The sequence below is a fragment of the Acidobacteriota bacterium genome (assembly GCA_016208495.1).
GTDB lineage: Bacteria > Acidobacteriota > Blastocatellia > Chloracidobacteriales > Chloracidobacteriaceae > JACQXX01.
The window spans coordinates 66,163-81,308 of the sequence record JACQXX010000136.1 but is presented as its reverse complement, the minus strand read 5'-3'; the positions used below and the strand labels follow the sequence as shown (position 1 = coordinate 81,308).

At 50.6% G+C, this 15,146-nt stretch carries 12 protein-coding genes; 2 read left to right on the top strand and 10 right to left on the bottom strand.

Annotation, left to right across the window (positions count from 1 at the left end):
• Nucleotides 1–283: 283 nt before the first annotated feature.
• Complete coding sequence (thiO, locus tag HY774_26815) at nucleotides 284–1,402, bottom strand: glycine oxidase ThiO (protein MBI4752117.1); 1,119 nt, start codon at nucleotides 1,400–1,402, stop codon at nucleotides 284–286.
• Between the two features lie 126 nt (nucleotides 1,403–1,528).
• Nucleotides 1,529–2,425: a serine/threonine-protein phosphatase gene (locus HY774_26810; protein MBI4752116.1), complete on the bottom strand. Its 897-nt coding sequence runs from the start codon at nucleotides 2,423–2,425 to the stop codon at nucleotides 1,529–1,531.
• A gap of 191 nt (nucleotides 2,426–2,616) precedes the next feature.
• Between HY774_26810 and HY774_26805 the strand changes: the two genes are divergently transcribed.
• A complete protein-coding gene (locus HY774_26805) occupies nucleotides 2,617–3,108 on the top strand; it encodes a tRNA (cytidine(34)-2'-O)-methyltransferase (GenBank protein MBI4752115.1) in 492 nt (163 codons plus the stop codon).
• Between the two features lie 85 nt (nucleotides 3,109–3,193).
• Here HY774_26805 and HY774_26800 read toward each other — a convergent pair whose 3' ends face one another.
• From HY774_26800 to HY774_26790, 3 genes are all read right to left on the bottom strand, one after another.
• The gene (locus HY774_26800; GenBank protein MBI4752114.1) at nucleotides 3,194–4,252 is read right to left on the bottom strand and encodes an isocitrate/isopropylmalate dehydrogenase family protein; all 1,059 of its coding nucleotides are present in this window, start codon (nucleotides 4,250–4,252) and stop codon (nucleotides 3,194–3,196) included.
• A 227-nt stretch (nucleotides 4,253–4,479) separates the two neighbouring features.
• The gene (locus tag HY774_26795) at nucleotides 4,480–5,493 is read right to left on the bottom strand and encodes a M28 family peptidase (GenBank protein ID MBI4752113.1); all 1,014 of its coding nucleotides are present in this window, start codon (nucleotides 5,491–5,493) and stop codon (nucleotides 4,480–4,482) included.
• 266 nt (nucleotides 5,494–5,759) lie between these two features.
• On the bottom strand, nucleotides 5,760–6,275 hold the full coding sequence (locus HY774_26790) for a hypothetical protein (GenBank protein ID MBI4752112.1): 516 nt from the start codon (nucleotides 6,273–6,275) through the stop codon (nucleotides 5,760–5,762).
• 41 nt (nucleotides 6,276–6,316) lie between these two features.
• Between HY774_26790 and hutH the strand changes: the two genes are divergently transcribed.
• Entirely contained in the window at nucleotides 6,317–7,834 is a 1,518-nt protein-coding gene (gene hutH, locus HY774_26785) for a histidine ammonia-lyase (protein ID MBI4752111.1), read from the top strand.
• A gap of 112 nt (nucleotides 7,835–7,946) precedes the next feature.
• On the opposite strand, the gene HY774_26780 is transcribed toward hutH, so the two are convergent.
• The 5 genes from HY774_26780 to HY774_26760 all read right to left on the bottom strand — a co-directional run bounded on the left by HY774_26780 (nucleotide 7,947) and on the right by HY774_26760 (nucleotide 14,885).
• Nucleotides 7,947–9,761 (bottom strand): glycosyltransferase family 39 protein, encoded by a 1,815-nt coding sequence (locus HY774_26780; GenBank protein MBI4752110.1) that lies wholly within the window; start codon nucleotides 9,759–9,761, stop codon nucleotides 7,947–7,949.
• Between the two features lie 216 nt (nucleotides 9,762–9,977).
• Nucleotides 9,978–10,796, bottom strand: a complete 819-nt coding sequence (locus HY774_26775) for a hypothetical protein (protein ID MBI4752109.1) — start codon at nucleotides 10,794–10,796, stop codon at nucleotides 9,978–9,980.
• Nucleotides 10,797–10,863: 67 nt separating this feature from the next.
• Complete coding sequence (locus tag HY774_26770) at nucleotides 10,864–12,105, bottom strand: ABC transporter permease (protein MBI4752108.1); 1,242 nt, start codon at nucleotides 12,103–12,105, stop codon at nucleotides 10,864–10,866.
• Between the two features lie 162 nt (nucleotides 12,106–12,267).
• Entirely contained in the window at nucleotides 12,268–13,566 is a 1,299-nt protein-coding gene (locus HY774_26765; protein MBI4752107.1) for an HlyD family efflux transporter periplasmic adaptor subunit, read from the bottom strand.
• Nucleotides 13,567–13,637: 71 nt separating this feature from the next.
• A complete protein-coding gene (locus HY774_26760) occupies nucleotides 13,638–14,885 on the bottom strand; it encodes an HlyD family efflux transporter periplasmic adaptor subunit (protein MBI4752106.1) in 1,248 nt (415 codons plus the stop codon).
• Between the last annotated feature and the right edge of the window lie 261 nt (nucleotides 14,886–15,146).

The window sequence follows — 15,146 nt, the reverse complement described above, 5'->3', positions numbered from 1 at the left end:
GAGGGCTGAGGGCTGAGGGCTGAGGGCTGAGGGCTGAGGGCTGAGGGCTGAGGGCTGAGGGCTGAGGGCTGAGGGCTGAGGGCTGAGGGCTGAGGGCTGAGGGCTGAGGGCTGAGGGCTGAGGGCTTTCGAAGTTTATACCACTTTGGAGTGAAGTCTTCGTATTACGGCGAGGCTAAACTATTGAAAAAGTTGTATTTCCCTTAGCCCTTAGCCCGATACCCCCAGCCCAAAATGGTATTATTCCTTGTATCTCTTTGAAGTACTGGACTTTTTCTCTGGTTTTACTGAAATCGCTGTGGTGAAAATGGCGTCAGATCAATCGCCGGTACAGTGCCAGTTACCAGTGACGTCATCACCGCAGCAGTAATCGGCGTGAGTAAAATTCCATTTCGATAATGCCCGGTGGCACAGAGTAACCCGGAAACGTCGGTGGCCCCAAGAATTGGCAATTGGTCTTCAGCCAGCGGTCTCAGCCCGGCCCAGGTTTCAATCAAGGCACAATCAGCCAGCGCCGGAACCGTTTCAACCACGCCGTTGAGCAACGCCATCACCCCGCCGGCAGTCACGTGTTTGGCAAACCCGGTATCTTCAACCGTGGCGCCGACCACCAGCCGTCCATCGCGCCGGGGGACAAGGTATGCCGCTTCAGATCGGATTACGTGCCGCAAGAGTGTCGGAGGTTGCATCTCTAGAGCCAGCATTTGCCCTCGAATCGGTCGCACGCTGGCCCTGGGCAAGCGGAGTAATTCGGCAGGCATCTGGGCGGCCCAACTGCCTGCGGCGTTAATGACCACCGGTGCTGACCAGCGATCCAATCCTACCTCAACCCCTTTCACCCGATTGTTTTCAACCAGGAGCCGAACACTTCCAGCATTGCAGCGGATATCAACTCCGGCCAGATAGGCAGCCGTAATCAGCGCACGCGTCAGGCGGCGGTTATCAACCTGCCAGTCGTCAGGCAGCCAGACGGCTTCGACCAGTTTGGGTGAAAGACGTGGTTCACGTTCAAAGGCTTCAGCGGCGGAAATCAGAGAAGCCCGCAACCCGGCAGATTGCTGCCAGCTAACAAAAGCCTGCAGTTGGCAATGCTGATCGGCTGAAAACGAAGGCAAGAGTGTCCCTTCCTGCCGCAGTTCGATATCAATTCCGGTTTCTTCGCGCAAACACCCGGCCAGTTGAGGATAGAGTGCCCGGCTGGCCAGGCACAAATCAAGCATCGCCCCTGGCCCCGTCGCTTCTGATTGGGGTGCCAGCATTCCGGCGGCGGCCCAGGAAGCTTCGCCACCGGGCTGGTCATTGCGTTCAAAGAGCGTCACCTGGAGACCAGCTTGTCGTAGCGCACGACCAATCGCCAGACCAATGACCCCACCACCAATCACAATTACATCGGTTGTCTTCATTTTTTCTTACACACACCTGAGAGCGGAATATCCAGCTTATACTATTTGGAATGACCTGATTGTGGTTTCAAAAAGCTAAACAGTTGGAAAATATGTACTTCCCTCAGCCCTTAGCCCTAAATGGTATTATTCGGTATCGTCTTCCACACGTGGCGAACCAAGCACCATCGTTTGCCCACCTCCCGGAATAACAGGTTCGGCAAAGGGACAGCGCCATAAAATCAACGTCTGATTGTCGGTTTCACCGGTTTCTTCACTGGCGTGAACCAGCTTGTCGGCAATCAATCCTAAATGCAGATTTCGTTGCCCCACGATTTCAGCCAGCGCCTGCTCTGAAACTTTGCCGCAGATTCCATCAGAACAAAGCAACAACATGTCGTCAGGTTCCAGGCGAAAGACAATCGGTTCATAGTTACGCGGAAAAGCTGTTCCGCCAAGGAAATACTGGAGTTGACTCCGGCCCTCGTGCGCCTGAATCATATCTGGTGAAATGACCCCAGCACGTGCCAGAGCGGCTGCAACCGAATGATCTTCAGTAATTTTGGTAAAAGCACGGGTGCGAGGCTGGTAATGAAACAGCGGGCTGTCGCCTAAGTTCATGGCCACAACCCAGTTTTCCCAAATCACAGCCGTCACAATCGTTGAACCAGCTTTTCCCCAGCCGTTCTCATTGATCATTTTCACCACAAAGCTATTGGTTTCTTCAATTGACGCCAAAACTGCTTCTGAAATGGTCCCAGCCGTGAGCGCACGAGGTGACACAACATTTAAACAGTGGTCAACAGCCAGATTGCTAAACAATGTCGTGGTGTATTTTTTGAGCGCATCGCGGCTGATGATTTCACCATGAGCATAGCCACCCATTCCATCAGCCACAGCCAGCACAGTGACTGGAGGTCCATCAATGCCAATTTGAAAAGACAGCGCCACAAAGCTGTCTTCGTTGTTGTCACGCTTGTTGGTTTCGCTCCGAATAGCAAGCATGTTTTCTTGGGGAAGGCTGGAATTGAGTACCTGTGTCATGCCTGATCTCCTTGAAATGAAGAATGAAGAATGAAGAATTGAGAACGAACGATAAGGTTGTAGTCAGTAGTCAGTAGTTCACTAAGGTCATCTGGTTGAATCACTTGACTGTTTTCTCATAGGGAGATTCCACTACAAATTGGTATGATACCTTATCTGCCTTCATTCTTCATTCTTCATTCTTCATTCATATGCTGAACATTGTTCTTGTTGAACCAGAAATTCATACCAATACCGGAAATATCTCGCGCACCTGTGTTTGCACCGGTGCTTCACTGCATCTGGTACGGCCACTTGGGTTTTCAGTTGATAGCAAGCAGTTACGGAGGGCAGGACTTGATTACTGGGATGCGCTCAACGTGCAGTACTACGACAATTTTGCTCAAGTCCAGGAAACCTTTCCACAGGGACGTTTTTTCTTTGCTTCGACCAAAGCCAGACGCACCTATGCCGACGTGAGCTACCAGGCTGGAGATTTTTTGGTTTTTGGCAGAGAAACCAGAGGCTTGCCGGAAGAGTTAATCGAAGCCAATCTGGAAACGGCGATTCGGATTCCAATGCTGGAGAAGGCTCGTTCGCTCAATTTATCCAACGCGGCTTCAATTGTGCTCTATGAAGCACTCCGCCAGCTTGGCTTTCCCAACTTATTGACCGAAGGGCAATTGTCGAAGATCCAGGGCTGAGGGCTGAGAGCTGAAGACTCGCAAGCTCGGAGCGGAAAACAACGGGTTCAATACCCTCAGTCTTCAGCCCCAAGCTCTGGTTTTTTCAGTTTCGAAGCAAGTTCAACACGGCTTCACCAGCCTCGCTGGTACTGAGGGTGCCACCGATGTCAACCGTCACCTCGTTACGGGCAATGCAATCAATTACGGCATGCTCAACGGCTTGTGAGGCATCAAGATGGCCCAGGTATTCGAGCATCATGGCGGCGGTCAAAATTGCCCCGAACGGGTTGGCGATGTTTTTCCCAGCTATCGTTGGCGCACTGCCATGAACCGGTTCAAAGAGCGAAACCCGCCCTGGATGAATATTTCCAGATGCCGCCAACCCCAAACCACCAACCAGTCCAGCCCCAAGATCAGTTAAAATGTCTCCGAACAAATTGTTGGTCACAATCACCTGGTACTGCTCTGGATTGGTAATCATCAGCATCGCCATGGCGTCAATATATTGAGCATTGGCATCAATTTCAGGGTAGCGCAGGGCAACTTCGCGAAAAGTTCGACGCCAGAGGTCATGGCCGTAAGTCAACAGGTTTGATTTATCAGCCAGCGTGACTCTGGTGCGACCGTGGTTCCGGGCATAATCAAATGCGGCCACGATAATCCGCTCAACCCCACGCCGGGTGTTGATTTCTTCCTGGATGGCGACTTCATCGGCTGTCCCACGTTTGAGCACACCGCCTGCGTTGATATAAAGCCCTTCGGTGTTCTCGCGAAAAATCACAAAGTTGAGATCCTGCAGTACTCGCCCTTTGAGTGGGGTCAGCCAGTCGTTGAGCAACACAATCGGGCGCAAGTTGATATACAGATCAAGCTTGAACCGCAATCCAAGCAGAATATCAGCCGCATGCCGGTTGTCTGGCACGCGCGGATCACCGAATGCACCTGTGAAAATCGCGGCAAAATCACGTTCAAACATCTCGACCGCCCCTTCGGGCAACGTCACGCCTTCGGCCAGATACTTGTCGGCGCCCCAGTCAAATGATTCAAAAACAAGGGGTAAGCCAAATTTTTCAGTCACACCTTCAAGGACACGCAACGCCTCACGGGTGACTTCAACCCCGATGCCATCACCGGGAATCACAGCAATCTTTTGGTACGTCATTCCTTTCTTCCTTCTTTAAGCAGTAGGGTTCCGGGTTCTGGGCCAAAACCAAGGGATGAGGGATGAAAAAAATCCCCTGTCACCTTGTCATCCTGTCACTTTGTCCTGGTCGAGTAGCCGTGGGCTTCGCACCACGGCTATTACACAACGACCCTTCGGGCCTAAAACCTCTTATCTTGGCGATTATGCCCCTTGTCACCCTGTCACCTTGTCACCTTGTCACGGGGTCATCGTGCCTGCGCAGCAATCTTCGGCAGGGCATGCAGCACCGTATCACCAACAATCTTCAAGCTTTTTGGACTGATTTTATCGAGGGTGTCTTCCTCAGTGTGCCAGTATGGATTGTCAGGTCCGCCATATTCAAAATCAATGAGGTCAATGGCAGGGATACCGGCTTGCAGAAACGGAAGGTGGTCGTCGTCAATGTAGTGGGTTGCCCGTGAGAAATGCGCTCCGTACCCAAGCTGTTGAGCTGAAACCACAATGGCGTCAGCCATCCACGGCGAAGATTGCATTTCGCGAGGAATCACCAGGTCTTTATCTCCCACCATATCCAGCAAAATCAAACCTTTCACCTTTGAAAGCTTTCCATCGGCTTTTAGTTTTGTGACCAGATGTCGTGAGCCATAGGTGTGATCGGTCCCGGACCAGCTCGCAAAGGCTTCTTCTCCGTCAAAGAACACAAACCACAGGGTTTGCGGAATCTTACGGTCGGCAGGCGATAAAGCCGCCAGAACTCGCGCCAGTTCAAGCAATACTCCGGTACTTGAAGCCCCATCATTGGCACCGACAAACCGAAAGTTTTCAAAGTACTTGGTGTCATAGTGGCTGGCAAGAATGATGACGTCGTCACGCTCACCCGGAAGTTCGCCAATCACATTGTGCATTTCCACCGAAGGCATGCGAATCAGTGGCGTCCCGGTTTTAAATGAGTCAAGTGTGACCTTCAACCCAACTTTTTTGAGTTGCTCAACCAGATAATCACGGGTTTGTTTTCCAGCCGGTGATCCAGCCGGACGGGGTCCAAATTCGACCTGTTTCCGAACGTGTTCAAACGCCCGCTCGGCATCAAATTCAACTTTGAACGGTTTTTCCATGTCAGTCACCGGAGGTTGAGATACAGGTGGACTGGTTTCAGCCGTGGGGTTTGACCCGCCACAACTCATCAAGTTGCTGGTCATTAACCCCAGCAAACTCAAGATCAAGCACGAGAAAGCGAATGGTGATTTGGCAGAAAACATAGAGAAACCAAGGGTTCAGGGTTCAGGGTTCAGGGTTCAGGGTTCAGGGTTCAGGGTTCAGGGTTCAGGGTTCAGGGTTCAGGGTTCAGGGTTTTCGAAGAATAATTGGTTGCAGAGTTTTCACCGCGTAGCGGTGGTTGAATTGAGGCAGGTCGTTTACAGCCTGTTGATTTCGGGTTCAGGGTTCAGGGTGAAAAATGACAAGATTGACAAAAATGATCGAAAAGGTGCAAACAATAAAATTCGAAAACCCGGAACCCGGAACCCTACTTCTTTCCTGGTTCAAATTTGGGATTGGTGCGCGAAACTTTTGAAAGCCAGTCGGCAAACAAACGATACTCTTCGTCGGTGAGACCTGTCACGGCAGGCATGGTGTTCTTTGGATCAGCCTGTTGTGGATGCCGCAAAAAAAGCTGCCAGTTTTTTGCAGAGCGATGGCGGGCGTTAAAAATGTCGCCACCAGTCCCTGAACGTCCGTCAGGGCCGTGACATTCCGCACATCGAAGCTGAAAAATCGGCTTGAGTGATTCTGGAATCTCACGTGGGACTGCTTCGACATGCACAATTTGGATTTGTGGTTCAGGTTCGGGTGGAGGCTGCAATGAGTTGGGGTCACTGGTGCAGGCCGAAGACAAACAACCGACCACAACACATACCCCAACGACACCTGCCGTTCTGAACTGTGTTTGACTGATTCCACTTTTGAAGAACATCACAATTTCCAGACCTTGCGCAAATTCAGTTGAATCGCGCCCATCGAACGAATAAAAAGGGCCGCGCATTCTTTCATATTTTCCCAAAGGTCCCCAAAGCAAAAATCCATATGTTCATTGATGGTCATTCGTTGACGCTTGAGGCAATGGTTCGCGCCGTTCAGGGTCGTGAACCGGTTGAGCTCTCCCCCGAAGCTCGAACCCGTGTTGAAGCCGCCAATCAGGTGGTTCGGCACATTCTCGAAACTGGTCGTGTGGTGTATGGCATCAACACTGGTTTTGGCAAACTCTCTGATTTTACCATTCCGATGGAAGACCTCCGCGCACTCCAGCTCAATCTGGTGCGCTCGCACTGCTGCGGGATTGGAAACCCGCTGCCGGAAGATGAAGTCCGCGCCATGCTTTTATTGCGGGCAAATGTTCTGGCCAAAGGCTTTTCCGGTGTGCGTCCGGTGGTGATTGATACGCTGCTTCAGATGCTCAACCGGGGCGTTCATCCCATGATTCCTGAAAAAGGATCGGTTGGCGCCAGTGGTGATCTCGCGCCGCTGTCACATCTGGCCCTTGGCGCGATTGGTGAAGGCGAATGTTTTTATCAGGGTCACCGAATGCCTACCGCCGAAGCGTTGCGCCAGGCTGCAATTGAACCACTCGTCCTGGAAGCCAAAGAAGGACTCGCGTTGCTCAACGGCACGCAGGCCATGGCTGCTGTCGGTGGGTTGGCCTTGAGCAAACTGGAAAAACTGGCTGACATTGCCGATGTGATTGGCGCGCTTTCACTTGATGCCCTGCGTGGAACGCTGGTGGCGTTTGATCCGCGAATTCAATCAGTTCGCGCCCATGCCGGTCAGGGACAGGTGGCCGCCAGATTTCGCCAGTTGCTCGAAGGAAGTCTCATTCGTGAATCACACAAAGACTGTCGTAGAGTCCAGGATGCGTACAGCTTGCGGTGTATCCCGCAGGTTCACGGCGCGGTGCGTGATGTCCTGGCCCATGCCCGGCAGGTCCTTGAAATCGAATTCAACAGTGCCACCGATAACCCGCTGGTGTTTCCCGATACGGGTGAAGTCATTTCTGGTGGGAATTTCCATGGCGAACCGGTGGCCTTTGCACTTGATTACACCGCAATGGCGGCCTCCGAACTGGGCAGCCTTTCCGAACGCCGCCTTGAACGACTGGTCAACCCTGATTTGTCAGAGCATCCAGCATTTCTGGCCAAACATCCCGGCTTGAATTCCGGACTGATGATTGTTCAGGTGGCAGCCGTGGCACTGTGTGCTGAAAACAAAATCCTTGCCCATCCGGCGTCGGTTGATTCCCTGCCGACTTCGGCCAACAAGGAAGATCACGTTTCAATGGGCATGACCAGCGCCGTCAAGTTGCGCTCCATTGTCGAAAACGTCGAATCCATTCTGGCAATGGAACTGCTTGGCGCCGCCCAGGCAATTGATTTTCTCGACCCGCTGAAAACCAGCCCTATCCTCCAAAAAGTCCACGGTTTTGTACGCCAGCACGTCCCCTTTATCGAAACAGACGTGTACCTGCACCCACTGATGACCCGGTTAAAGGCAAACTTGATAGACCTTCATCAACTGGTTGAAACCGATTTGCTGAAGAAGACGGGCTGAAAACTTCGGGCTGAAGACGTCGGGCTTGGGGCAATCCAAGGGATGAGGGGTGAAGGATGAGGGATGAAATAAAACCAATTCTTCAGCCCGACGTCTTCAGCCCGATACTGGCTCAGCCCATTTTCTTCTTCAAAATCACCACACCAGGATTTTGATCTACAAACGGGCGGGCTCCAAATTGTTTGACTTCACCATAGTTTTCCTGAATCCAGGTTGAAAAAATCTGGCCAAATTGTGGTGTTGCCCCAAAGTACGTCACATCAAAATCAGGAACGCCATTGTGGAGAAACACAATAAAATCAGGGGGATGCAGCTTTACTCGCTCAAGTGCGACGGCTTCTCCGCCATAGGTTTTGAGATCAAAGAGGTAGTAGGAAATGAATGGAGTCGAAGTTGGTCGGCGAAGCAGGTAGTTGAGCGTGACACCGTGCGGCATCACCGCCACCGTCGCATTTGGCGGCGCGATGGTTTCAAGGTATTTCGCCGTTGTATGAAGCACTATCCCCATCGGCTCAATCTCTGCCGGAAACGTCAGCATCGTGTCGCCCTGGCTTCCGACCATGTAGGTTTTGTGCTGATAAAATTCATTGGACCAATCCAGGTGCGCCAGACATCCAGCCACGAGTAAGCCAATCATTGCCGCCTGCACCACATCCCCGTTTCCGACTCGTTCCCTGGCCAGTTTGGGCAGCCATTCAACACACACAGCGACCAGCAACAGAGTGGCTGGCATTGCCAGCACAAACCCATAATGATAGACACGCACGTGAAAGATCATTTTGGCCAGCAACACAAGTGAAAAAGCGGCCCAGATCGTCAGTGGAACCCAAATCTCAAGTTGCGTTCGTTCAGCCCGATGTTTCCAACAAACCTTTAGCAAAATCAAAAATATCGTCGCTGTGGTTATCGGCAAGATTCGCCCGGCTTCCTGCCAGGCAACCAGATTTGGCACCAACGCCACCAGCATTACCCCAACCCCAACCCCAACACAGACCAGCAATCGCTGATTTTGAATCTCACGGGTCGCCGATTGAATCCCCAAAATCACCAGTACAAAACCACCGAACATAAAACACAGCCAGAGCATGCGTAGCGTATGGGCCACTGGTGCATCAAGCCCGGTCACAAATTTGTAGAAACCATCTCCGAGCAAATTGTTTCCGCCAATGTACACCCAGTTTCCAAGAGCGCCAGCCAGAGCCTGACCAACCGGCATTTGAAGGGCGAGAAATCCAACTGCCGTCCCAAAACTTGCAAGCATTCCGGCGATAAAATAGCCAATCAAGTGCAGGAACTCCCGGCGATTTTTCGGCTCTGGGGTAATGCCAATCAGCCCAATCCCAACCACCGCCGCTGCCGTCGCCGCCACCAGCAATTCAGCTTTGGTGAGGACCACTAACCCAAGGCTCATCCCAGCAATGAGCGCCCATAGCGGATGTGGCGTCTTCAGATATCGTGCCAGTGCCACCAGCATCACAATGCCCAGGAAAAGCCCATACACCTGTTCATAAAGATAGGGACAGACGTAGTTAAAGCTCCCCATCTGCATATATTGCGAAAAGGCAAATACCGAGAGAAACACCAATGCAACGGCTGTCGCCGTCAGCGGACTTCCCGCACGCAAAAAGAAGCGATACACGAGTGCCGTCAGAATTGCCACCAGGATCAGATTCACGACAATCAGGATCGTCAGTGAAACGCCGCCGAGACGGAAACACAGCGCATTGAAATACTGTGCCAGTGGTCCATGTTTCCAGGCGATATCAGTATAAAGAACTTTCCCAAGTGACAGTTGCCAGGGGATGTAAAGTTCCATCCCATAATCAATAAACACATCAGGCCATTTGCGCCAGCTCCAGCGAACCAGGGCTAGAAAACTGAGTCCAATCAACACTGGTCCAATCCAGGCAGCCCAAACTGGTGGCACTTTAGGAGATACAGTTTCAGAAGTATTCATTTGCAAAAAGAAGAGATGTGGAGAATTCAATCAGTCCGCTGGTGTAACCGGGAGGCAGGTAATACCATTTTGCACTGAAGCGCTCGTACCAGGAAACAGTCAAGTAGTTCAATCAAATAGACTTGATGAGCTACTGACTACTGACTGGTATAATTTCTTGTTTTTCGCTCAACAACCCCAAACACATTAGTCCAGGTGTCTGGCATCGGCTGGCTTCACAAATAACTTTTCAGAAACTGGTGTGTTGAGTTTGCGCTCCTCATAGGTAATTCGGTTGAGCGGTTTTCCATCTACATATTGCTCAAGCACATACGGCACCCATACGGTGCCAATTGATTTGTATTGCAGAAAACGATTTTCGCGTTTGATGGCTTTCCCGTCGGGTGATTGTGTGGTGTATTGCACAGCCAGCGGACGATGAGTGGCTTGATCTATCAGAAGTCGGGCCTGGTCTCCGTCTGGAAACAAAAAGGTCACGGCTTCGGCATATTCAAATTTGACGGTACCTGGTACACGCGCTTCATAACGAAATCGCACCTCCGAACGGTACTGCTCAAATTTCAGCAATATATCCAGTTGACACCGCAAATCCTGTTTAAATCGAGTAATTTGGTCTAGGGTCTGGTCTTTCAATCCGGTGGTTTCAGAATCAAAACGCCAGCCGGTGTCGCCAACGTTGATCTGAATCAACCGGTGTTTGCGATTTTTGAACTCGACTCGCTCTTTGTCTGGGTACACCAGATAATCCACAAATGAAAAGAAGCCGGCGTTGTTGGGCTGCCCGTCCTGATAGGGCATGTAAAAACCACGGGAGACCTCGGATTTCACACTTTCAAAAGCTTTTCCACCGAGTGCCTCAATCGCCTGTTGAAGTGCAACTTTGGCTTTGGTGGTTTCTTCGGAAGGTGACGCCGATTTTTCTTGAATCGCTGAAACCAGCAGGACCTGACTGACAAACCAGCCAACCACAAACACCAGACTGAATTTTCCCATCCTGTTTTTCATCAGTGTCTTCCGATTTATTAAAGATTGAGCCAGTCAACCATTTTCAAGCAAGAACTTGAATTCTAAACTATTCATATCGCAAGGCTTCAACCGGGTCTAACCGCGAAGCCCGAACGGCTGGATAAATTCCAAAGATCAATCCAACTGCCGCCGAAACACCAAATGAAAGACCAATTGAGGTGGTCGTCACCACGGTACTCCACTCAGCATAGAGTGCGACCACCCGTGATACACCAAAACCAAATACAACCCCAATCGCTCCGCCAAGAAGGCTGATGGTGAGCGCTTCGATCAAAAACTGCATCCAGATATCACGCTGGCGGGCCCCAAGTGCCCGGCGGACTCCAATTTCGCGAGTTCGTTCCAGGATGTTGGCCAGCATAATGTTCATAATGCCTATCCCACCCACCAAAAGCGAGATGCTGGCAATACAACTCATCACAATGTTGAAAATTCGCTGGGTGCGCTGATTTTGCTCCAGTAACTCGCGTGGGACAATCAATGAAAAATCTTCAACCTGACCGTGGGTGCTGGTCAGAATCTGACTGATGAGCACGGCACTCGGCTTGATGGCATCGGTTGTTTTGACCGAGACAATGATTTCATCGAGTTCTGATTCAAGCTTCTTGAGTTCAAATTTCTTGAGTGCGGTTGAGAGCGGGATATAGATATCCTGGCTGAAATCCTGGAGCTTCACGCCTTCAAACTCATCTTTTGTCAGCGTGTTGTCGGCTAGAACACCAATTACACGAAACCATAAGTTGTTGATTTTAATTAACTGTCCAATCGGAGACATCGAACTGAAGAGCTTTTGTTTCACTCGTGAACCAATCACGCAATACTGTTCAAATTCGCGTTCATCCAGCTCCGCCAGAAAATTTCCTTCGGAGAGTTGATATTTGACCAGCCGAAAATAGGCTGGCGTCACACCAATCACATTGGCACTATCGGCTTTGCCTTGATAAGAAAAGATTTGAAAAGTCTTCACGCGTTTTTTACAGGCGTGCATTTCAATATCGGGGGCCACTGCTACAATGTTTTGGGCATCCCGCAGTGACAGGCCAAGTGAGTTCTCACGGTTTTTCTTTAAATCCTCGTCTTTAAATTCCCGGTCACGGATGATGATATTGCGCACTCCCATGGTATCAATCAGCCGCAGGCTTTCCTGTTCGGCACCGGCACCAATTGAAAGCATGGCAATGACGGCGCCCACGCCAAAAATCATTCCCAGCATGGTTAAAAACGTGCGCAGCTTATGGCTTTGCAAATTGCTGAAGGCCAGTCGGATTTCACTGAAATAGCGCAACATAAGGGTTCGGAATTCGAGGTCTCAAGCGACGTCAAGCCACCGCACGCCACACCCTTTTCAGGAGTGCCTGTGGAAAACTTGCCGAAATCTGTGGAAAACTTGCTGAAATCTGTGGAAAACCTGTGGATCCCGTGTGGAAAACTTATGGATCCGATTTAATTCTCAAGTTTTGGGGATGGGTTTTGAATCAGACCGGTACTTGATGTCGGGCGGATTGAGCGCAATCAACTGCCCAGGCTTCAGACCTTCGGTCACGACCACTTTGACCTGGTCACCCTGACCAAGCTTGACCGGTGCCAGTTCAAATTTCCCGGCTTGTGATTCGACATACACCAGAAAATCAGCCCCACGTTTGATCAAAGCACTGCGGGGAACAATAATCGCGTTTTTCAGTTCTCCGGCCTGAATGTGAGCCTTGAGTTTAACCCCTGGTTTCATCACGGCCTGGTCCGTTTGATCCAATCCGACAATCACCTGAAAGTATTTCACTGGTGAATCCCGCTCAATGGCCCGCGCCAGCTTATGAATGTTTTTGATCTTTCCAGAATAGTGTCGGTCGGGATAGGCATCGAGTGTCACGGTTACCGGCTGGTCGGGTTTAAGCTCTCCGGCATCTTTTTCCAAGACATAACATTTGGCTTCCATCTGCTCTGGGTTCACCACGGTGCAGAGTTGCATCCCGAGGTACACCACCCGGCCTGGCTGCAGTGGCCCACCCCACATCATACTTGGGTCAGGGTAAACCACGATTCCCGAAACCGGCGAAACCAGTTTGAGCGACGTAATTGATTTTTCGACTTCATTGATTTTGTTTTCCGCCTGCTGGCGTTCAAGCATCAGGATGGCTTCTTCGAGCGAGTAGATTTTGTCTTTGAGTTGAAGCCGGACACCAGCAAAGGCAATTCGTTTTTCTGTATAGGCACGATCAATTTCAGCTTCGACAATCTGGCGGCGGGTAAAGATTTCAGCATCTTTTGGCTGGAATTCTTTGAGTTTTTGTAATTCCAGTTCCGCAATTTTCTGCTCTTTGACCAGATCCTGTTTCTCAATCGAAGCCGTGATTTCACCTTTGTTGATTTTCTGGTTGGCGCTGGCCAGCACGGCCCGATTGTCGCGCACCAGCAATTGCAATTCAGTTGGATCAAATTCAATCAAAACATCGCCTTTTTTGACGAAAACCCCTTCGGATACAATCGTGGCAATCCGCAACGGAGGCCCGTCAATCGGGACATTTGGCACCACAACTGCCGTTGATTCAACCGCTTGCAGCTCACCTTTCGAGGGAATGGTCAGCGTAAAGGGCTGTGGTTCAACTCTGGAGGTTAATGGCAAATTATCGGTTTCGGCACGAGTCAGTTCGCGATAGGCGCGAACACTTCCCCACCCAATCCCAGCCATGACCAGCAGAACCATCAGCCCCCACTGAACTAACTTGCGGATTTGTTTGCCTGTATAAGACATAAGTGAAAAAAAGACGAAAAGGACAAAAAGGACAAAAATTTGAAAACCCGGAACCCGGAACCCTCTACCTCTCACCGTGCTTTCGCAAATTCAACCGCGACTTTATCACCGACAGCGAGACCTTCGCGGATCACAACCTCGGTTCCGTTTGATTCACCAAGGGTGACCTTCTGCTCGCGCCAACCTGCTTCGGTTTTTACCTTGACCAGCGAGCCATCAATGGTGGTTCGAACAGCGCTCAACGGTACCGCGAGACACTGTTCCATCACCCTGGTTTCGATTTTGGCTTTGATGCTCATGGCTGGGCGCATGATCGCGGTATCGAGTTGATCGAGTTGAATTTGCACGTCCAGAATTTTGTTTTGAACATCCCAGGCTTTGGGACGAACCAGCGTCCCGATTTGGGTTACCTTACCAGTGTAGAGTTTGCCCGGAAAGGCATCAATCGTCAGTTCAACCCGTTGTCCAGTTTTCACTTTGGCAATATCAATCTCGGGGACAAAGACATCAACCAGCAACGTGTTTAAATCCGGAATTTCCAGCACCATCACCCCTGGCCAGGCAGCCTCGCCAACCTGAAATTTTTCCCCATTCCATTTCAATTTGTACACCACCACGCCATCTCGATCCGACTTAATCTGCAATTCCGCGATTCGCTGCTGAATCTGGGTAAGGAGCGTTTCAGCCCGGCTCTTTTTGCTGCGGACAATATTGAGTGCCGCTTCGCTTGATGATTTTTGCCATTCCAGTCGTCCATTGAGCGCTTCGACTTCACGCCGGGCCTGTTCCAGCGCGAGTTTGTCTTTTTCGATATCCCGCGGAACACTGATCAGGGCGGCATCTCCGGTCACCTGCTTCACTTTGAGTTTTTCAAAGTTGCTTTCAGCCGTGGCCAGACGGGCGACAAGTTCCTGGCGTTGGGAATCATTTTGGGCTTTGATTTTTTCAAGCTCCTGATTGGCCTGCTCAACTTCACTTTGATACTTCTGCAAATCGTTGAGCATTTGTTGATTGGCAAAACTGACCAGCAAATCACCCGGCTTGACCACTGTCCCCTCAGGAACCAACGTCGCAATTTGCATTTCCCAATAGACAGAAAACAAGGGCGGTGCTCCGAAATTTTTGACACTTGTCGCCCGAAGTGTTCCAGTGGCTTCAACCCCGAAACTCAACGAACGTGGCGATATGGTGAGGTCTTCCACCACACTGCCTGCTTTGGCCCGAAACATCGGTAAGCGCCGGGAAGTGAAAATTCCACTACCGATCAAGACAATCAGGCAAACCCACAAAAGGAGGCGTTTTTTTGACAACCGTGGCATGTGTTTAATCGTGGCCTGGGAGGAATGGGTGAGTAGTGAGTAGTGAGTAGTCAATCTTTATCGTTATTCAGGTTATTCCCTTACTTCTTAGCCGCTACGAAATGAACAAACAAAACTTCTTAGAGGGCATATAATTTACCAAAATACCGATAATTCTTTTACTGTGAATGGGTTGTGGGAACAGTTTGGATTCGTTCAGAGCTTGGAAAATGAAACGACGCTATTGAGTCCCGACCAGTGATTTTAATGGAATTGTATACC